We start from the raw sequence: 18,879 nt of genomic DNA on the forward strand, positions 1-18,879 counted from the left end.
ACGCTGCTGTATCAGAACGTGCTCGACCGCGACCCGGATGCCACCGGGCTCGCCAATTGGGTGGCGCGGCTCGAGGATGGCATGAGCCGGGCGCAGGTGGTGCTGGGCTTTTCGCAAAGCCCCGAATTCATCGCCGAGACGACGGTGGCGGCGCAGCTCTATGCCGAACAATATTCCGTATCGACCTGGGGGGACGATGTCTTTCGGCTCTATCAGGCGACGCTGGACCGCGATCCCGATTTCGGCGGGTTCTCCAACTGGAGCACGCGGCTGGCCGACGGGATGAGCTATCTCGACGTGGCGGCGGGGTTCGTGAACAGCCCCGAGTTCCAGAACACCTATGGCAGTCTCGACAACGAGGGTTTTGTCACGCTGCTGTACTGGAACGTGCTCGACCGCGCGCCCGACGCCACCGGGCTGGCAAGCTGGGTGGCGCGGCTCGAGGATGGCATGAGCCGGACCGAGGTGGTGCGCGGCTTTGCCCAGAGCACCGAATTCCAGATCGCCACCGCCGATGATTTCGAGCTCTGGATGCGGGTCGATGCGATCGACGATCGTCTCTCTTCCGGCGGTGGAAGCGATCTGATGGTGGGCGGCGCCTTTGCCGACACCTTCGTCATCGCGGCGGGCGACAGCGTGACCATCGCCGATTTCGAGCCCTGGGACACGCTGGAGCTGACCGGCTTCAGCCTGGCCGGCGAACCGGAGATTCTGGCCGCCTTCCGCGAGGTCGGAGACGATCTGGTGCTGACCGCGGACGGCACGAGCCTGGTGTTGCAGGACATGGATCTGGCGATGCTGGCGACGCATCAGCTCATGATGATCTGAGCCCGTTGCGCCGGCGGCGCGCGGTCGGGCAGGGAAGGGTTAAGCGGGGCCTCCTATCGTTCCGGTGTCTTTCGGAGCGCAGGGAGCCCTTTCATGTCCGATCTCTCGGCCAACCTGTCGTTGCCCTATCTCGCGGGCGCGCAGGCACAGAAACACGTCACCCATAACGAGGCGCTGGAGATCCTCGACGCGGTGGTGCAGCTCGCCGTGGCGAGCCGCAGCCTCGCGGCGCCGCCGGCCGATCCGCCGCCCGGCGCGCGCTATCTGCTGCCCGCCGCCGCCAGCGGCGCCTGGTCGGGGCAGGCGGACCGGCTGGCGCTGTGGGACGGGCTGGTCTGGCGGTTCTTCGAGCCGCGCCCGGGCTGGCGCGCCTATGTGCTCGACGAGCCGGCCGAGACGGTCTGGCAGGATGGTGCCTGGCAGGATCTGCCGGGGCCGACCGCCACGCCGATGCTGGGGATCAACAGCGCGGCCGATGCCGGCAACCGCCTGGCGGTGGCGGCCCCGGCGACGCTGCTCAGCCATGAGGGCGCGGGCCATCAGCTCAAGATCAACAAGGCGGCGGCGGGCGACACGGCCAGCCTGCTGTTCCAGACCGGCTGGTCGGGGCGCGCCGAGATGGGAGCGGCGGGCAGCGACGATTTCGCCATCAAGGTGTCTGCGGATGGCAGCGCCTGGACCACGGCGCTGAGCCTCGATGCCGCCAGCGGCCTGGCCAGCGGCGCGGCGGTGCAGGGCGGCATGTTCGACACCGATACCGGCAAGCTGATGACGGTGCCCGCCTTCGGGCTGGGCAGCGCCTCGGGGGCGGCAGCGACGGACAATGACGCCAATGCCTGCCTGGTGGCGGGGTTCAACTACCGGTTCAGCACCTCGGGCCTGAACTGCCCGGTGGCCAATCCCTACGGGTCGACGCTGCATGTGTTCCGCGGCACCGGCGGCAGCCGCATCCAGCAGCTTTTCGTCTCTGCGAATGGCGCGAAGCTCTGGTGCCGCGGCTCTTTCGACACCGGCGCAAGCTGGACCGACTGGGTCGAGCTCTTCACCCAGAAAAGCATCCTGGGAACGGTGTCGGAAAGCGCCGGGGTCCCGACCGGGGCGCTGGCCGAACGCGGCAGCAACGCCAGCGGCGAGTATCTGCGCCTCGCCGACGGCACCCAGATCTGTTCGGCCAGCCTGAGCCTGGCCTATGCGGACGGTTCCGGGCTCTGGGCGCGCTGGAGCTTTCCGGCGGTCTTTGCCGCCGCGCCGTTGACGGCGCATCAGCTCTGGGGGGCGGATCTGATCGCCAATGCCACGCCGGACATCGCCGAGCTGGCCGGGATGAGCCGCGAGGCGCTGACGGCGAGCTATGCCGATCTCTGGGTCCGGCGCGTTGCCGGGCTGACCGATTTCCAGCCCGGCGACACGGCCCAGGTCGATGTGCTCGCCGTCGGGCGCTGGTTCTGAGGGAGTATGCCGATCATGATCCTGACCTTTTCCCCCATGCGCCGCGACGATGCGCTGGCGCTGTCGGTCGCGGGCGATGTCCTGACGATCAATGGCGAGCCTTTCGATTTTTCGGTTCTGTCTGCCGGGGCGACGCTGCCCTGCGCGGCGATCTCCTGCGGCTGGATCGCCGGCGATGTGGAGCGCGATGCGGCGGGAGAGCTGACCGTGCCGCTGGTCCTGCCGCATGGCGGGCAGGCGCCGCAGGAGACGCTGTTTCCCGCGCCGCTTGCGGTCACCGCGGAGGGGCCGGTGACGCTGCCCGCCCCGGATGCCACAGAGGAGGCGGTCTGATGAGCAATATCGACACGGGCCGGATCGTCACCGCCGGGATGAAGGCCGCCGCCGGGGCCGCCCGGCGGCGGGCGGCGGTGCGCGCCGCGGTCGAGGCGCATCTGGCCGCGGTGGCGGCGGGGCGGGGCTATGGCTCGGCCGAGCGGCTGATTTCCTATGCGATGAGCGGGCAGGCGGCCTGGCAGGCAGAGGCGCGGGCCTTTGCCCGGTGGCGCGACCGGGTCTGGGAGACGGTGTTCGAGATGCAGGCGCGCGATCCGGAGGCCCCGCCGCAAAGCGTGCTGGCGGCGCTGCCGGAGATCGGCTGGCCGGCGCCCGGCGCGGAGGAGTGATGCTGTCCCCCCCCGGCCGAAACGAGGGCCGGCCCCTGACGGGGCAGGTCGGATGGGGGGCGTCACAGGCGCCGGTTCAGGAAGCCCTGGGCTCCGCCCGTGAAAGACCCAAACCCTCCACTGGAGGGTTTGCCGGCAGCGATGCTGCCGGTTCAGGAAGCCCTGGGCTCCGCCCGTGAAAGACCCAAACCCTCCACTGGAGGGTTTGCCGGCAGCGATGCTGCCGGTTCGGTCTTTCACCCCTTCGCGCCCTGGCCGCGGGCGTATTTGTCCTCGTAGCGGATGATGTCGTCCTCGCCGAGATAGGACCCGGTTTGCACCTCGATCAGTACCATCGGCACCTTGCCGGGGTTCTCCATCCGGTGCACGGCGCCCAGCGGGATATAGACCGACTGGTTCTCGGCCAGGAGCTTGACCTCGTCGCCCACGGTGACCTTGGCGGTGCCCGCCACCACGATCCAGTGTTCCGAGCGGTGCACATGGCTTTGCAGCGACAGCGAGGCGCCGGGGTTCACATGGATGCGCTTCACCTGGAAGCGGTCGGCGAGGATCAGCGTCTCGTACCAGCCCCAGGGGCGGTGATCGACGGGGAAATGCTGGGCCTGCTTGGCGCCGCGCGCCTTCAGGACCGAGACCGCCTTCTTGACGTTCTGGCTTTCCGAGATGTCGGCCACCATCACCGCGTCGCGCATCGCCACGGCGACGGTGTTCTTCAGCCCGATCCCCACCAGCTCGATCTCGTCGCTTTCCGAGCGCAGCAGCGTGTTCTCGCAGTCGAAGGCGGTGGCATGGGCGGAGAGCGCGTTGCCGTTTTCGTCCTGCTCGGATTCCTGCCAGACCGATTCCCAGCCGCCCAGGTCCGACCAATGCCCCTCGAAGCGCACCACCGAGACGTTCTCGGCCTTTTCCATGATCGCGTAGTCGATGGAATCCTCGGGCACCTGCGCCCAGAGATCCGGGTCGAGCCGGGTAAAGCTCAGATCCTCGGCGCCGGCCTCGAGCGCGGCCTCCACGGCGGCATAGATTTCCGGCGCGTGGGTCTTGAAGGCGGCGATCAGGGTCTGGGCGGAGGCGAGGAAGACGCCGGCGTTCCAGAGATGCTTCTTGTCGGCGAAAAGCTCTTCGGCGCGGGCGGCGTCGGGCTTCTCGATGAAGCGGGTCAGCGCATGCACGGCGGGGTGGGTCTCGGCGCCGGCCTCGAGCCAGCCATAGCCGGTCTCGGGGCGGGTGGCGGCGATGCCGAAGGTGACGATCCGGCCTTCGTCGGCGGCGACCTTGCCCTTGGCGACCGCGTCGCAGAAAGCCTGCGGATCGGCGACCGCGTGGTCGGAGGGCACCAGCAGGATCAGCGTGTCGGGATTGGCCTTGGCGGCGAACAGCGCCGCGGCGATGGCCGCGGGCGCGGTGTTGCGGCCTTCGGGTTCGATCATGATGCCCGAGGGCGTGACCCCCACCTCGTCGAGCTGCTCGGTCACGATGAAGCGGAAATCATTGCCGGTGACCACCACCGGATCGCCGAACCCCTCGCCGGTGAAGCGCCGGGCCGAGGCCTGGAACAGGCTCAGGTCGCCGACCACATCGGTAAACTGCTTGGGATAGCTTTTCCGCGACAGGGGCCACAGACGGGTGCCGGAGCCGCCGCAAAGAAGGATGGGGGTAATCATGTTTGGGGATCCTTTATAGAGGCTTGGGGCAGAAGGAGCGCTTCGCAGACGTCGTAGAAATAGGTGTCCCAGGCAATGTAGCGGTCAAAGATGTCTTTCTGTCCGGGGGTCAGGGCCGCGATGGCGCTGTCATAAAGATCGGAATTGGGGGAAACGTTGCGTTTCGGAATATCGGCGGAAGAGAGGTAGCCCTCGGCGACGAGGCTGCCGAGCAGCGCGCCGAAATGCTCGACGAAGCCGAAGATCATGTTGGGGGCCAGCGCGTTGTAAAGCGCGGTCTTCAGGATCTGCCGCTCCTGTCCGAGCCCCTTATGGGTGAAACTGCCCGACAGCCGGCGGATCTGGCCGTTGTCGAGCTCCAGCCGGTGGGGCATCTCGGTGGTGCTGTAGTCGAGATACTCGCCAAAGCTCATGCCGCGCTCGGTGAGCAGCTCATGCGTGGGATGGGTCTTGGTGCGGCAGATATACTGGTAGAAGCTGAAGATCCGCGGCCCCGGGCGCCGGATGACGCTGAGATAGCGATAGGGCGTGCCGAGCGCCTCGCCCGCGCCCATGCTGAGATGGCCGTGGATGTAGCGGAGCTGCTGGCGCTGCACCCGCGGCAGGGCGCGCAGCTCTTCGAGGCTGGCATCGTTGACCAGACGGGCGGGCAGCAGCAGCGGCTCGTCCTTCAGCGCCCGGGCGAGGCTGGTGCCCGCGGTCTTGGGGATGTGCAGATGGATCAGCGTCGGGGTCTGGCGCTCTGCGGCGGTCTTCTGCATCCGCTCGTATTTGCGGGCAAATTCCTCGGAGCTCAGAATGCTCTGCCGCAGGCTGTTGTAGCTGTGCTTGCGCTCCTGCATCCGCGCGAGCTCGGCATCGGAGGGCACGCGCGCCAGAAGCAGCCGGTAGGCCTGGACGATCTCGTCCTTCGTGAGATCCTTGGGGTCAACTGCCATCGTGGCCTGCCTTCCGTGGGTCAGAGCGCCGCTGCGCCCGGGCCGCCGGCCCGGATGCGCCCGGCTTGTTGCAAGGTAAGCCGTTGCAGGCCGGTTGTGCCAGCCCCGAGGCGGTGCGCGCAACGCGGGAAAACGCGGATCGTCGGAACATCAGTCTCGGTTGCGCGGAATTTCGCAGAGGACGGCGGCGAGCCCGTTGTCGGCACGCTGGTCGGGTGCGGCGGCGGGCTCCCAGACGAACATGGTCTGGACGCGCGGCTGGGTGTCGCCCGCGACCGGGCGGATGGTCAACGCGCCCTCGACCGCGAGTCCCTGCGGGTCATTGCCCAGGACGATCTGCCGGAACTGCCGTTCGGGCACGCCCGGCCCGCTCTGGATCTGGGTCGACAGCGGCGGCGGGCTGTCGCCGGTCCCGGGATCGACCTCGATCGCGGGCCCCGATCCGGAAGTGACGATCATCGCGGCCAGCGCCCGGCCGGACAGGGCGATCTCGGGCCCGTCGCCGAAGGGTACGAAGGAGATGGGCGGAGAGAATTTCTCGAACACCGATGCCGGAGCGTTCTCGGGGACCTTCAGGCTCAGATCGAGCGGGTCGAAATGCGCCGCCCGCTCGGGGCGCTGCACCGGCGGGCGGCCTTGCCGATGCATCATCATCGCATATTCGGCCACGCGCTCGGGCAGGGGGGTGTCGGTCTTGTAGAGCACGTTGTTCTTGTACCATTCGTCGGGGCGGTATTCGCCCCGCGCGAGCACGGTCAGCAGCATCGGGACATCCAGAATCGGCACGCCGTAAGAGGCGAAGAGCCGCCGCAGCGCCGGCACATAGGGGTCGTCGGCGCGGCCCACCTGGGTGCGGTTGCACATCAGCACCGGGATCAGCGGGCGGTTCTCGCGGATGCAGAGCTGGATCAGCCATTCCACATGGTAGAGCAGGCTGTCGAGCGGCTGGCCGCCGTTGAGATGGTGGTATTCGCTGACGCCGTATTCCCAGAACACCGCCGCCCCCGGCGCGCGGTCGGGGGTGCTGAGGAAGCGATAGAGTCCCATCGCCGTGGTGCCGGCGCCGGAGGACAGGTTCCGGATCTCGACGAGCTGGGTGAAATAGCGCCGCAGCAGGTTGACCCAGCCGCCCTGCTGCATCGAATTCGCACCGCCCAGCACCAGCGCCGGCAGGCGCGCGGGTGGCGGCGCGACCAGCGGCACCGAGGGGTTGATATGGGCAAGCTGCGGGCGGCAGCGCGCCATGAGCGCCTCGGGGATGTCCAGCAGCCGGAAGAAGGTCATGTCCCGCACGGCGCTTTTGGCGAACTCCTCCTCGAAGCCGCAGGCGACGAGGCTGCCGCGGCCCTTCGAGCCGGCCTCGACCGCCGCCGCCAGCTCGGCGCGGAAGGCGGGCCAGTCGACCTCGGGTTTGTAATGGTCGATGAAGCTCCAGTAATCCTCGGCGACGCAGCCCTGCTTGAACATCTGGTTGTGCACCGATTTCAGCCAGGGTTCGGCCTCGCGCTCGAAGACCACGAAAACCGGGTCGAACTCGGCAAAGGCCTCGGCCATGAGCCGCACGATCAGCGGCGCCTTGGGATAGATCCCGGTCTCGCGGTAATCCTGGGTCAGCGAGCCCAGCGGCAGGCCGGGCAGCCCCTCGTCGGTGATGCAGATGACCGGCTGCGGCAGGGTGCGGAACTCCGCCGCCCATTCCTCGGCGCGCTGGCGGAACTCCTCCGGCCCGATCCGCCCCATGCTCAGCGCATGGGCGGCGAATTTCAGCGGGTTCGCGCTGCCATCGACCAGGTTGTAGCAGGCCAGATGCGGCTTCAGCTCCGAGACATGGTCCTGCAACCATTGCTGGATCGAGCTGCTGCCGGTCTTGTGGTAACCCAGATGGACGATCAGGCGCTTGCGGGGCATGGCGGCACTCATGAGCGGTCAGGCGCCTTGCTTGTCCAGATCGGCCAGGATCTCGCGCAGCCGTCCTCCGTAACGCTTGGCGATCGCCTGGGCCGAGAAATTTTCCCGGATGAAGGCATAGGCGGCATCGGCCTTGGCCAGCCGGGCGGCGGGATCGTCATAGGCGGCGCGCATCTGGCGGGCGGCATCCTCGACGCTGGGTTCGGCCCATTTCGACTCCGGCCGCACGAAGATGTAATCGCCGTGCTTCAGCGGCACCTCCTCGTAATCCACCAGCCAGGCGGTCTCGTCCGAGCAGAAATCCATATTGCCGGAATAGGCGGTGCAGATCACCGGCACCTTCAGCGCCATGGCCTCGATCATGCCAAAGCCCCAGCCCTCGGACTTGTGCAGCGAGACATAGCAGTCCGACCCGGCCTTGAGCTTGAGCAGGTTCCGGTAGCTGAGCGTCTCGTTCATCACCACGATGCGCGGATCGTTGACGATGATCGAATCCACCCGGTCCCAGAGCTGCACCTGCACCGGATCGAAGACGCTGTCGCGGTTCTGCGTCTTGACCACCAGCCGGGCGTTGGGCACGCCCTCGAAGGCCTTCTGGAAGGCGCGGAGCACGCTCACCGGGTTCTTGCGCTGCACGAAGGAGAAGCTGTCGAAGGCCACCAGACAGACGAAATGGCTGTCGTCGAAGCGGAAGCGGCGCTTCACATAGGCGCGGGCCTCCTCGCGGCTGATATCGTCGATCTCTTCATAGCACATGCCGACATTGACCACCGGCTTGCCCTTGGAATCGGGCTGGTAGATCTGCACGCCGTATTCGGTCGAGACCCAGATCTCGTCGAGCATCTCCATGCCGAGGTAGTGGCAATAGGCGGGCTGATCCAGCTCCCAGAAGAAATAGCCGATATTGTAGCGGCCCGAGAACACATCGGGCTGATAGGCATAGGCGAGCGGCGTGGATTCCGCGTTCAGATGGATCAGGTTGATCCTGGCGGGGCCGTAATCCTCGATCAGCGTGTCCGAGGAGAAGCCCTCGGGCGCGGGGTTGTCGAGATCGAAATCCACCCCGCGGATATTGAGCCCGGTCTCGCGCAGGATGGCGGCGGACAGCCGCGTCGCCTGGCCCAGCCCCGAGGCCTTGGCCAGCGGGCCGATGAGCTGCACATCGACCGTCTCGCGCGTCGGGTCGGGGAGGGGCAGGGCGGCGGCCTCGAAGCGGTTGCCCTCGCGGTCGCGGGTCAGGAAGGAATAGCTGTCGAGATCGAAGAATTTCAGGCGCAGCGCCGCGGCATAGCGGTCGCGGGGCATCCGGATATATTCCGGCGTCTCGTCCGCGTCCGCGTCGCTCTCGTCCTCGCTCTCCGCGTCCCCGGGTTTCGCCGATTTGCCGGAGGGGAGGGGCAGGCTGTTCAGCCCGTTGAGGAACAGCTCGAAATCCGAGGCCTCGTTCTCGTTTTCGGGATTGGGCGCCAGCAGCTTGTCGATCAGGTTGCGCGGCACGTAGCGCAGCAGGTCGGGCCGGATCGCCGCGTGCAGCAGGATGGCCAGCACCAGCGTCTTGCGGCCCTCGGTCGCGCCGGGATCGAGGAAATGCAGCTTGGGGCTGTCGAGGAAGTAGCGCTCGGTGAAATAGCTCAGCGGATAGGCATCGAGCCGCCGCGAGGGATGCACGCCGCGCAGGAAATCCGCGAAGCGGTCGGGCACGAGGCAATCCTCGAAATACATATGCGTCACGTCCTGATGCGCCCACCAGAACAGGATGTTCATATAGCTGTCGCGATCGTTGAGATTCATCTGCGACAGCATGTCGGCGCGGCCCGACAGCCGCCACCACATGATCCGGCTCAGCGTGAAGGTCTGGCCCGCCATGACCAGGGGGGCGTTGAGATAATCCAGCAGCCCGCGCGACAGCGGGATGCGGCGTTTCTCCTGGCCGCGATAGGCGGTCAGATACCAGTAGAGATAGCGGTCCTGGCTCTCGAGCCCCTTCTCGACGGCGTAATGCTCGTCCATCCGGTAGCGGTAGCGCACGTAATCCAGATAGGCGGGCTGGCCGCTTTCGGGGATCTCGGGGATCAGCCGGTCGGTGGTGAACATGGTGCCGTGGCGCTCGAAGAGCGGCTGTTCGACCTGCGGCAGCGGGCCCTCGGGCAGCGGCGTGTCCTCGAGCAGCTCCAGCATCGCCGTCAGCTCGGGTTGCAGCGCGTGGCGGCAGCGCGCCACGTCGTCGTCATCGACCTTGGGGTTGCTGTCATCGACGGTGAGCTGCAGCGCCCCGAGCTCGATGCCATTCTCGCCCTGGGTGCGGACGCTCACATGGCCGTCGGCCTGGGCGATCTTCTGGTACAGCGTCTCGGACAGGCCGAACTGGAAGCCGCAGGCGGCCTCGCCGCCGGTGGCGGCGCGCACATCCTCGCGGATCGCATCGGCGATGCCCGCGTCCAGCAGCGTGTCGCCGGCATAGAGGCCGATCGGAACCCGGCCCTTCTTGCTGTCGCGGTAGATGACCCAGCCGCGGATCACCCCCTCTTCCGAGAGCCCGTCCACATGGCCGCGGTAGCGGCCATGGTATTGGTGTCCGTTGCTGTCGATCGGACCTTTCAGCAGGCGGCGTGCGGTGGCACGGAGCGTCGAGGTCAGGGAGGCGCCGGTGGTCATCTGGATGCTGTCCTGTTGCTGGGCGTGAAGGGCTCAGGCGAGTGCGTCGTAATCGGCCTTGGCCATCATCTGTGCCAGCCCGCGCACATCGACCCTGGCCTCCCAGCCCAGTTTGTCGCGTGCCTTGGAGGGATCGCCGATCAGCAGATCGACCTCGGCGGGGCGGTAGAATTTCGGATTGACCTTCATCACCTGCTTGCCGGTCTTGCGGTCGGTGGCGGTCTCGGTCTCGGCCGCGCCCTGCCAGTCCAGATCCATGCCCAGCTCTTCGGCGGCAAAGGTGAAGAAATCGCGGATCGTGGTGGTCACCCCGGTGGCCAGCACGTAATCGTCGGCCTCGTCCTGCTGCAGCATGCGCCACATGCCCTCGACGTAATCGCCGGCAAAGCCCCAGTCGCGCTTGGCGTCCATATTGCCCAGCTCCACCGGCTTGTCGCCGCTGCGGGCCAGCGCCGCGAGGCCGAGGGTGATCTTGCGGGTGACGAATTCCTTGCCGCGCAGCGGGCTCTCGTGGTTGAACAGGATCCCCGAGCTGGCATGCAGGCCAAAGCTCTCGCGGAAGTTCATCGTCATGTGATGGCCCAGCACCTTGGCCACGCCATAGGGCGAGCGCGGGTAGAGCCGGGTGGTTTCCTTCTGCGGCACTTCCTGCACCAGCCCGAACATCTCGGAGGTCGAGGCCTGGTAGAAGCGGGTCTCGGGGCGCAGGGTGCGCAGCGTGTCGAGGATGCGCACCACCGCCATGCCGTCGGCTTCGGAAGTGTAGACCGGCAGCTCCCAGGAGGCGCCGACAAAGCTCTGCGCGGCGAGGTTGTAGAACTCGTCCATCGGGATGTCGCGGATGGTGCGGAAGATGTTGTTCTGCTCGGTCAGGTCGAACTCGTGCAGATGCACCTTGTCGGCAACGCCCAGGGCTTCCAGCCGGGGGCTCTCGGGCTGCGAGATCCGGCGCACACCGCCATGCACCTCATAGCCCTTGTCCACGAGAAGTTTCGCCAGGTAGGCCCCATCCTGGCCGGTGATACCTGTGATGAACGCAGTTTTCATGTTTCTTGTCGCCTTTATTTGGTCACCAGGACATGCGCCCCGGTCGGTCGTGCAGGGCCGTCTTGCCGGAAGGGTGATACCCTCGGGTCATTTTTTGCGCAACGACATAGGAAAACAGCCTCCCGGCGCCGGCCGGGCGGGTGTGGCAGAAGGGCTCTCGCAGGTCGATGTGGAGCGTTGTCACGGGGCGGGGCGAGGCGCGGTGGCGCGTCATGAGCGGGGCTTTCCGGATGGACTGTGTCATGAAAGTGTCGCGCCGTCCGGCAGGCGGCCGTTGCAGCGGCCCGCCGGGGATGTTTCGCAAGGCCGGCCGCAGAGACGAGGCGGAGCCGGGAGGCGTGCCGATGTACAATGGAATTGTGTGCAATGTCGCTTCTGGCCGGGAAGGTGACCGCGCCTTTCCTTATGTCGCCCATCGCACCGGAATATCGGTGTCGATCTGGTTGTAGCCCCAGGCATTGCGCAATTGCTGCCGGAACCGGTTGGGTTTGAACTGCAGATGCAGCCCGTCTTTCGGCGTGACCTCGCAGCCCGCGGGGGCCAGCGCGTCGCGCCAGAAATCCGGCATGAGCACGGCATCGCCGATATTGATCCCCTCGAGCCCGACCGAGAAACTGTCATGCGAGAAGCCGGGGATCAGGTAATGCCCGGTCTTGCCGAAATAGCGCGCCTCGAGCACGCAGCTCGACGACAGCGCCGCCACGCCGGTGAGGTTGTGATGCGAGACCAGGCGGTAGAAGTTGTCCGTGGTGACCGTGTTGTCGGGCAGGCTGGACTGCAGCTTGGCGAGCACCTGTTTCTGCGGCTCCAGCGGGTGTTCCTTGATCAGCACATGGTCGTAATCCTTGGCGATCTCCAGCAGCCGGTCGTAATGGTCGAGCACGGTGGTGAAGCGCCCGTTCTCGATCACCACCTTGTCGAAGCTGGTCTGCAGGATCAGCAGCAGGCTGTTGGGCCGCGGCGGCTGCGGGTTGGCCTTGGCCACGTTCGAGGACAGCACCCCTGCCTGCAGGCGGATGAGCGCCTCGGGCACCTCGTAGGCACGGATCGCCTCGGTGATCTCGGGGCTGCTGGCGCTGGCTTCGAACAGCAGATCGTCCAGGAAGCGCACCGGCGACAGCGAACAATCGATAAAGGCGATGTCGTGACGGTTCAGGAAATGCACCAGATAGGGCGGGATCTCGAAGCCGATGACCAGGCTGTTGCCGAAGAAGCGCAGGAACATGTCCTCGACCATGCCCGGCAGGGTTTCGGCGGCGAAGAGCTTGGGCCAGTTGTGGATGGTCGGCTTTTGCCAGAACATCTCGTAGATCGAGGCGACGGCGTTGCGGTCCAGCCGGGACTGGTTGACCCAGTTGTTGTCCCAATGGACGATCTCGCAGGGCAGCCCGGTGGCCATCTGCACCGGCACTTCCAGCAGCTTCGCGAGCCAGTGGATGTTCTCGTGCTGGGTCGGGCGCAGCGCGGCCACCGACGGGCGCAGGAAATCCCCGGTGAAGACGATTTTCTCGATTGGCATGCTCATGCGGCGGCCCCCAGTTTTTCGGCGCGGACGGCCGCCAGGATGTGGCGGAACGGCTCGGTCCAGGCTTCGCTCGGTTCGGCGACGACATTCTGGATGATCTGCTTGGAAAGCTGCATCCGCTGGCGGTAATCGCCCAGCAGGGCGCCGATCTGATAGGCGAAGGTTTCCTTGTCGTTCGCGATCAGCGGATCGGGGATCAGGTGGCGCATGCCGCGGGCCCCCTCGTCCGAGGTCAGGATCGGCACGCCGTAGCAGATCGCTTCCAGCGTCTTGGTCTTGACGCCGCCGCCGGCATAGGTCGGGTTCAGCGCCAGATCGACCTGGCTGTAGATGTCCGCCAGATCCTCGATCCGGTCGTGGTTGATCACGTTGGTGTTGGACGGCCGGAACTCGGGCACCGTCACGTTGCCGACGATATGCAGGTTGGTCTCCCGACCGACCAGCGGCATCACCTCGCGCAGCAGATAGGCCAGCGTCATGTCGTTCACGTCGCTCTTGGCGGCAATGAACAGCAGATCCTGCGCCGAGGTCTTGTTGCGGTAGATGTTGCGCACCGGCAGGCGGAAGGGCGCGGTGACGATCGGGATCTGCGTCATCTTCACGAATTCCGCCTGATCCTCGTCCGACATGGCAATCGCGAGATCGTAATAGTCGAGCTCGGCGCCCTCGGTTTCCGGCGTCATCGAGAAGGTGGGGGTCAGCCCGTGCATGGCAAAGGAGCGCGTGCGCTGGGACTGGCAGTCATGGGTGTCGATGATGCGCACGATCTGCGGCGCGAGATGTTCGATCATCCATTTGCGGTTGAAATAGGGGGTCAGGACCGCGTCGAACCCGTTGCTCTCGATGTAATGCTTGATGCTCCGGACCGTCATCTGACGGTCCGGGCGCACGCCGGGGATGTCGGCAAGGCCCTGGGTCTTGTCGAGATCCTTCAGGTGCTTGCGGTCGATCAGCGTATAAGGCGCCTGGTTGGCGAAGGGTCTGTATTTGCCATGCAGCGTGACGCTGCTGATCACCGTCAGGTCGCAGACGGTGCTGAGAGACTGGCAGAGACTCTCGTAACGAATTGCGGTGCCGACATTGGCTTCCCAGTAGGGGAAATCGCACAGAGCTGCAATTTTCATGTATCGGCCTGTTGTTCCGGATCGGTTTCCAGTTCAAACGGTTTGATGTCCCCGGTTTCGGGCGCGGCGCTTTCGGCCTCTTCGCTGTCCGGCCGGGCAGGGCGGCAGGTGAAGCGCGAGATATTGGCGCCCAGCAGCCGGGTGTCGCGTTCGTTGGGCTGCCGGAAATCGGTCATGACGAATTCGACCGGAAGGTAATTCGCGGATTTCAGGGTCTCGCCTTCCAGCTCCAGCCGCGCGGTGAACTGCGTGGGGTTGGTCTCGTTGGGGATGATCTCGGCTTCCGTCTCGCCGGCGCGGATGGTCAGCCCGGCAAGCTGTTCGGTGTCGAGCACGCTGCCCGAGATCTCGACGACCTGATCGACCGTTCCCAGATGCGGCAGGCAGGCGACCGAGACGTCGCCCGGGCGCATCCAGCGGTGCACATTGCCGTCGGAGCGTTCCAGCGGATGCCAGCCGAAGGCCAGGACCGAGGGTTCGAAGCCGAAGCTCTTGGTGACCCGGGTCATGGTCTCGAGCCGTTCGCCATAGGCCGAGATCGCCAGCGGGTCCTCGTAGATCTTGGCCGGATCCTGTTCGAAGCGGTTCTCGATCTCCAGCCGCAGCAGGTAGAGCTGGGCCTGGATCTGCGAGATGCGCTTGTTGACCTGCTTGTAGAGTTCCTCGGGGGTCAGGGCCGACCCGATGGCATTGTTTTCCTCGAAGACCGAGGCGATGTAATCGGGCACATTGCCCAGAACCTTCATGTCGATCTGGGTGCCGACGTGGTGGCGGGTGCGGTCGAGCTGCATCAGGATACTGACCTGCTCGGCGATCGCCGCGATGCTCTCGTCATTCATCGGCCGGGTCGCGTGTGTCTCTTGCATGGTTTCGGAAATCCTTTGCTGAAAGCCGGTTGGGGGGATCTTAGGCCGAAAGCGGCAGGATGGGGTCCTGGGATTTGCTCAGATCGTCCAGCGCCCTCAGCTGGCCGATCAGCTTGCCCATGAGATCCACCGGGATCATGTTCGGCCCGTCGGAGGGGGCGTTGTCGGGGTCTTCGTGGGTTTCGATGAACAGCCCCGAAACGCCCACGGCCACCGCCGCGCGCGCCAGCACCGGGGCGAATTCGCGCTGGCCGCCCGAGGTCGTGCCCTGGCCGCCGGGCTGCTGCACCGAATGGGTGGCGTCGAAGACCACCGGGTAACCGGTCTGCCCCATGATCGGCAGGCCGCGGAAATCGGAAACCAGCGTGTTGTAGCCGAAGGAGGTGCCGCGGTCGCAGAGCATGATGTTCTCGTTGCCGGTCGAGGCGATCTTGGCGGCGACGTTCTTCATGTCCCAGGGCGCCAGGAACTGGCCCTTCTTGACGTTGATGGCGCAGCCGGTCTTGCCGGCGGCGAGCAGCAGGTCGGTCTGCCGGCACAGGAAGGCCGGGATCTGGATCACGTCCACGACCTCGCCCGCGGGGGCGCATTGCGCCGCGTCATGCACATCGGTCAGCACCGGCACGCCGAATTCGTCGCGGATCTTCGACAGGATGGTCAGCCCCTCTTCCATCCCGAGCCCGCGCTGGGTGGTGATCGAGGAGCGGTTGGCCTTGTCGTAGCTGGCCTTGAAGACGAATTTGGTGCCGGTGGGCGCGCAGGCCTCGGCGATCTTCTCGGCCATCATGCGGGCATGGTCGAGGCTTTCGAGCTGGCAGGGGCCGGTGATCAGGAAAATCGGGTTCTGGCCGCCAACGGGAATGTCGCGAATGGTGATGGTTTTGGTCATGTGTTTACCAGTCAGTCCTGGAGAAAAAAGTTTTGCTTGTGAAAGTCATGCGGTCAGGAGCGGGGGCTGTCCAGCCCCGCCCGGGTCGGGTGGTGGGCTTCCGCCGGTCACAGCGCCTCCAGCGCCGCTTCGATGCGCGGCACATCGGTGGGGTTGTTGAGTTCCCAGAACACCCGGCCGCGCGCCGAGACCTCGACGCAGCGCACCGGAATGCCGGCATAGAGGAAACGCAGCTGCTCCAGCCCCTCGAGATTTTCGAGCTGGCAGGCGGGGCGGGCAACGTAATCGCGCAGCGCCGCGGGCCGGTAGGCATAGACCCCCACATGGTGGAACACCGGGATCGGATCGGGCAGCTTGCCCGGGTCGATATAGGGCAGCACCTCTTTCGAGAAATACAGCGCCCGCATCTGCGCGTCGAACACCGCCGTGGTGCCGCCGACGCGGCCGTTCTTGCGGTCCTCGACAAAGGCGTCATAGGTGTCGCGGTCGCAGCGCAGCACCGGGGTCGCCATGGACATCTCGGGCTCGGCGCGCATCGCCGCCACCAGCTCCTCGACGAACCAGGGCGGGGTCAGCGGCGCGTCGCCCTGGAAATTCACCACCAGCTCGGGCTCGGTGCCAAGCTTTTCCAGCGCATCGGCGCAGCGCGCGGTGCCGTTCTCGCAGCTCTCCGCGGTCATGACGACCTCGCCGCCGAAACCGCGCACCGCCTCGGCGATGCGGTCGTCGTCGGTGGCCACATAGACCGCGTCGATGCCGGCGATCTTGCTGGCGGCTTCCCAGCTCATCTGGATCAGGGTCTTTTCGCTGCCATCGGGCTGGCGCAGGGTCGCCAGCGGCTTGCCCGGGTAGCGGGTCGAGGCGTAGCGGGCGGGAATGAAAATGACGGTCTTCACGGGTTCACACGACTCCAGCGCGCAGGAAATCGTGCATATGCAGGACCCCTACCGGATGTTTGGCCTCGTCGATCACCAGCAGCGAGGTGATCTTGCGGTCGTTGAGCAGTGCCAGCGCCTCGGCGGCCAGCATGTCGGCGGTGACGGTCACCGGATCGGGGTTGGCGATCTCGGCCGGGCTGCTCTGCATGAGCTTGTCCATGTTGCGCCGCAGGTCGCCGTCGGTGATGACGCCGCTGAGCTTGCCATGCTCGATCAGCGCGGCGATGCCGAACCCCTTGGAGGTCATGGTCAGCAGCACTTCCTGCATGGTGGCGCTGTGATCGAGCACCGGCAGCGTGTCGCCGGAATGCATGAGCTCGGAGACCCGGCGCATCTGCGCGCCGAGCTTGCCGCCCGGGTGGAAGACGCCGAAATCCTCGGCGACGAAGCCGCGCTCCTCCATCAGCGCCACCGCCAGCGCATCGCCAAGCGCCAGGGTCAGCGTGGTCGAGGTGGTGGGCGCCATGCCGATCGGGCAGGCTTCGGGCAGCTTCGGCAGGGTCAGGCGGAAATCCGCCGCCTGTGCCAGCGTGCTGTCGGGATTGGAGGTGATCGAAATCATCGGGATCGAAAAGCGCTGCGTATGATAGACGATGTCGCGCAGCTCGGCGGTTTCGCCGGAATTCGAGATCAGCAGGCAGATATCGTCCTGGGTGATCATGCCGAGATCGCCATGGCTGGCTTCGGCGCAATGCACAAAATAGGACGGCGTGCCGGTGGAGGCCAGCGTGGCGGCGATCTTGCGGCCGATATGGCCCGATTTCCCGATGCCGGAAACGATAACGCGCCCCTGGCAGGTCAGGACTTTCTGAACGGCACCGGCAAAATCGGCCGGCAGGTTTGCGGCAAGATGAGACAGGGCATCTGCCTCGATGGTCAGCACACGACGGGCCGCGTCGAGCGCGGGTTCCTGAGCGGTTGCTCCCTCCGATTCCGCAGCGGCAACAGACATGCTAGTGACTCCTTTAGAATATAGGATTGTGCATAAGGATCGTAAGGCGAACGGGTCGCTTGAATTGAGGTTTGGCTAGCATAGCTCCCAATGGAAGGCCACAGGTAGAGATCAAAAACGGCGCGCGTCTGCTCAATTTGTGAGCGGTCGCGCAAGAAACGGGCGCATGCTGTCCGGCACATGATTCCGGCGGCGGATTCAGCCCGCCGACCGTCCTGGATGTTATTGGAAAAGAACGGTATCCGGCTCGGAAACGGCGCTGATATCGAAGCTTTCCGGGTCGATCTTCACCAGATGAGGCAGATGCGTCTCGGGGTCGTCCGCTTTGTAGGCGGCGGCGTAATCCCGGCAGAAGGCCTCGGCATAGGATTTGGTCAGGTCGTCGCGCAGCACATTGGTGCTTTGCTGTTCCTGGCGCTTTCCGGCGGTGACCTTGAGCTGGGTTTCGACAAAGCCCACGGCCTGGGAAAGGTCGAGATTCTCGTAATCCGCCAGCATCATCCGCTCGGGCGAGACCGTCTGCAACAGCCGGTCGTGCAGATACCGCTCTTCCTGGTAGAGCGCCCGGATCTCCTGCGAGAGCCGCTCGAAGCTGTAATCCCACTGCTGGCTCTTTTCGCGGTATTGCTCGCGCTTCTGCTCGTCGAAGAGATGGTAGTTGCGCGTGGCCTTGGCGCGGTCGCGGGACAGGGCCTGCATCATCTTGTTGCCGCGCAGCAGGTAGATCACCGGCAGGCGCTTGAGGAACGCATCGAAGGCGGCGCGTTCGAACGGGGTGGCGTGGGTGTCGATGTCCCGCAGGAAATGCGAAATCAGCTTGGTGCCGAAGACGCCGTTTTCCGTGCCGTAGCGCACCAGGGAGGCAAGCCAGTGCACGAAGTCGAACCCGCCGAAGCGCTCCGTGCCCATCTGCGGTTTCATCAGCTCGATCACCGGCGGGCGGACGTGCTCCAGCGGATGCCCCAGCGCGTGGTTGCGCATTTCGCGCGCCAGATGCTGGCTGCCCGAGCGCGGCGTGCAGGCGATGGCAAACGCGGGCTGGGTCAGCAGCGCCTCATAGGCGGCATCCATGCCGCTTTTGGACAGCGCGCCATGCTCGGAGGCCACATGCGGCGCCAGATCGTGCAGCGCGCCATAGATTTCCGGATAGATCCCGTTGCGGGCCAGCATGTTGCGCAGGCGGCGCTTGACGTTGTGTTCGTCCCGCGCGGTGACCACGAAATAGGGTCCCGGCTGGGGGGTAAAGGATTTGCCCCCCAGAACCTGGGCGGTGGGGATCAGGCGGGCCCCTTCGGCGCTTTGCCGGTGTTTGACCGCTTCCAGAATATCCGCGTCCGCCACGATGGTGCAGGGCTTCTTGGTGACGGCCAGCCGGTCGAGGATCTTGTAGGGGTCCAGGAGTTTTTCAAACATAAAGGGCATTCTCGGTTG

The 18,879-nt window shown here is 65.8% G+C and carries 16 protein-coding genes; 4 read left to right on the forward strand and 12 right to left on the reverse strand.

Translation table 11 applies throughout. The features are described from left to right. From M4578_RS23855 to M4578_RS23870, 4 genes are all read left to right on the forward strand, one after another. Positions 1-828 (forward strand): DUF4214 domain-containing protein (locus M4578_RS23855; RefSeq protein ID WP_258095651.1); only part of this gene is annotated, 828 nt, incomplete at its 5' end. Positions 829-921: 93 nt separating this feature from the next. Then, the gene (locus M4578_RS23860) at positions 922-2,277 is read left to right on the forward strand and encodes a DUF2793 domain-containing protein (RefSeq protein WP_258095652.1); all 1,356 of its coding nucleotides are present in this window, start codon (positions 922-924) and stop codon (positions 2,275-2,277) included. Between the two features lie 15 nt (positions 2,278-2,292). After that, positions 2,293-2,610: a hypothetical protein gene (locus tag M4578_RS23865; protein ID WP_258095653.1), complete on the forward strand. Its 318-nt coding sequence runs from the start codon at positions 2,293-2,295 to the stop codon at positions 2,608-2,610. After that, entirely contained in the window at positions 2,610-2,942 is a 333-nt protein-coding gene (locus tag M4578_RS23870; RefSeq protein WP_258095654.1) for a hypothetical protein, read from the forward strand. Before M4578_RS23865 ends, M4578_RS23870 begins: the two co-directional genes overlap by 1 nt. Positions 2,943-3,178: 236 nt before the next feature. Here the strand turns inward: M4578_RS23870 and M4578_RS23875 are convergent, their stop codons facing one another. The 12 genes from M4578_RS23875 to M4578_RS23930 form a co-directional block, all read right to left on the reverse strand. Beyond that, entirely contained in the window at positions 3,179-4,606 is a 1,428-nt protein-coding gene (locus M4578_RS23875) for a mannose-1-phosphate guanylyltransferase/mannose-6-phosphate isomerase (RefSeq protein WP_258095655.1), read from the reverse strand. Continuing rightward, positions 4,603-5,544: a sulfotransferase family protein gene (locus M4578_RS23880; protein ID WP_258095656.1), complete on the reverse strand. Its 942-nt coding sequence runs from the start codon at positions 5,542-5,544 to the stop codon at positions 4,603-4,605. The genes M4578_RS23875 and M4578_RS23880 overlap by 4 nt, the downstream gene beginning before the upstream one ends. A gap of 150 nt (positions 5,545-5,694) precedes the next feature. Further along, positions 5,695-7,452, reverse strand: coding sequence for an SGNH/GDSL hydrolase family protein (locus M4578_RS23885; RefSeq protein WP_258095657.1), 1,758 nt, complete (start codon positions 7,450-7,452; stop codon positions 5,695-5,697). Positions 7,453-7,470: 18 nt separating this feature from the next. After that, positions 7,471-10,107 (reverse strand): glycosyltransferase, encoded by a 2,637-nt coding sequence (locus tag M4578_RS23890; protein WP_258095658.1) that lies wholly within the window; start codon positions 10,105-10,107, stop codon positions 7,471-7,473. A 33-nt stretch (positions 10,108-10,140) separates the two neighbouring features. Beyond that, entirely contained in the window at positions 10,141-11,154 is a 1,014-nt protein-coding gene (gene gmd / locus M4578_RS23895) for a GDP-mannose 4,6-dehydratase (protein WP_258095659.1), read from the reverse strand. A 403-nt stretch (positions 11,155-11,557) separates the two neighbouring features. Next, positions 11,558-12,679, reverse strand: a complete 1,122-nt coding sequence (locus tag M4578_RS23900; RefSeq protein ID WP_258095660.1) for a hypothetical protein — start codon at positions 12,677-12,679, stop codon at positions 11,558-11,560. Next, the gene (locus M4578_RS23905; RefSeq protein ID WP_258095661.1) at positions 12,676-13,803 is read right to left on the reverse strand and encodes a glycosyltransferase family 4 protein; all 1,128 of its coding nucleotides are present in this window, start codon (positions 13,801-13,803) and stop codon (positions 12,676-12,678) included. The genes M4578_RS23900 and M4578_RS23905 overlap by 4 nt, the downstream gene beginning before the upstream one ends. Continuing rightward, entirely contained in the window at positions 13,800-14,669 is an 870-nt protein-coding gene (locus M4578_RS23910; RefSeq protein ID WP_258095662.1) for a hypothetical protein, read from the reverse strand. The genes M4578_RS23905 and M4578_RS23910 overlap by 4 nt, the downstream gene beginning before the upstream one ends. A 40-nt stretch (positions 14,670-14,709) precedes the next feature. Next, complete coding sequence (gene kdsA / locus M4578_RS23915; RefSeq protein ID WP_258095663.1) at positions 14,710-15,558, reverse strand: 3-deoxy-8-phosphooctulonate synthase; 849 nt, start codon at positions 15,556-15,558, stop codon at positions 14,710-14,712. A 107-nt stretch (positions 15,559-15,665) separates the two neighbouring features. Next, a complete protein-coding gene (locus M4578_RS23920) occupies positions 15,666-16,454 on the reverse strand; it encodes a 3-deoxy-manno-octulosonate cytidylyltransferase (RefSeq protein WP_258095664.1) in 789 nt (262 codons plus the stop codon). Between the two features lie 4 nt (positions 16,455-16,458). Beyond that, positions 16,459-17,448: a KpsF/GutQ family sugar-phosphate isomerase gene (locus M4578_RS23925; protein WP_258095665.1), complete on the reverse strand. Its 990-nt coding sequence runs from the start codon at positions 17,446-17,448 to the stop codon at positions 16,459-16,461. 222 nt (positions 17,449-17,670) lie between these two features. Continuing rightward, a complete protein-coding gene (locus tag M4578_RS23930) occupies positions 17,671-18,861 on the reverse strand; it encodes a Stf0 family sulfotransferase (protein WP_258095666.1) in 1,191 nt (396 codons plus the stop codon). Positions 18,862-18,879 lie beyond the last annotated feature (18 nt).

The sequence above is a fragment of the Salipiger pentaromativorans genome, from assembly GCF_024721115.1.
GTDB lineage: Bacteria > Pseudomonadota > Alphaproteobacteria > Rhodobacterales > Rhodobacteraceae > Salipiger > Salipiger pentaromativorans.

Excerpts from the sequence above, each read along its gene's own strand:
- M4578_RS23860 (WP_258095652.1), top strand. The coding sequence starts at position 922 with ATGTCCGATCTCTCGGCCAACCTGTCGTTGCCCTATCTCGCGGGCGCG.
- M4578_RS23865 (WP_258095653.1), top strand. The coding sequence starts at position 2,293 with ATGATCCTGACCTTTTCCCCCATGCGCCGCGACGATGCGCTGGCGCTG.
- M4578_RS23870 (WP_258095654.1), top strand. The coding sequence starts at position 2,610 with ATGAGCAATATCGACACGGGCCGGATCGTCACCGCCGGGATGAAGGCC.
- M4578_RS23875 (WP_258095655.1), bottom strand. The coding sequence starts at position 4,606 with ATGATTACCCCCATCCTTCTTTGCGGCGGCTCCGGCACCCGTCTGTGG.
- M4578_RS23880 (WP_258095656.1), bottom strand. The coding sequence starts at position 5,544 with ATGGCAGTTGACCCCAAGGATCTCACGAAGGACGAGATCGTCCAGGCC.
- M4578_RS23885 (WP_258095657.1), bottom strand. The coding sequence starts at position 7,452 with ATGCCCCGCAAGCGCCTGATCGTCCATCTGGGTTACCACAAGACCGGC.
- M4578_RS23890 (WP_258095658.1), bottom strand. The coding sequence starts at position 10,107 with ATGACCACCGGCGCCTCCCTGACCTCGACGCTCCGTGCCACCGCACGC.
- gmd (WP_258095659.1), bottom strand. The coding sequence starts at position 11,154 with ATGAAAACTGCGTTCATCACAGGTATCACCGGCCAGGATGGGGCCTAC.
- M4578_RS23900 (WP_258095660.1), bottom strand. The coding sequence starts at position 12,679 with ATGAGCATGCCAATCGAGAAAATCGTCTTCACCGGGGATTTCCTGCGC.
- M4578_RS23905 (WP_258095661.1), bottom strand. The coding sequence starts at position 13,803 with ATGAAAATTGCAGCTCTGTGCGATTTCCCCTACTGGGAAGCCAATGTC.
- M4578_RS23910 (WP_258095662.1), bottom strand. The coding sequence starts at position 14,669 with ATGCAAGAGACACACGCGACCCGGCCGATGAATGACGAGAGCATCGCG.
- kdsA (WP_258095663.1), bottom strand. The coding sequence starts at position 15,558 with ATGACCAAAACCATCACCATTCGCGACATTCCCGTTGGCGGCCAGAAC.
- M4578_RS23925 (WP_258095665.1), bottom strand. The coding sequence starts at position 17,448 with ATGTCTGTTGCCGCTGCGGAATCGGAGGGAGCAACCGCTCAGGAACCC.
- M4578_RS23930 (WP_258095666.1), bottom strand. The coding sequence starts at position 18,861 with ATGTTTGAAAAACTCCTGGACCCCTACAAGATCCTCGACCGGCTGGCC.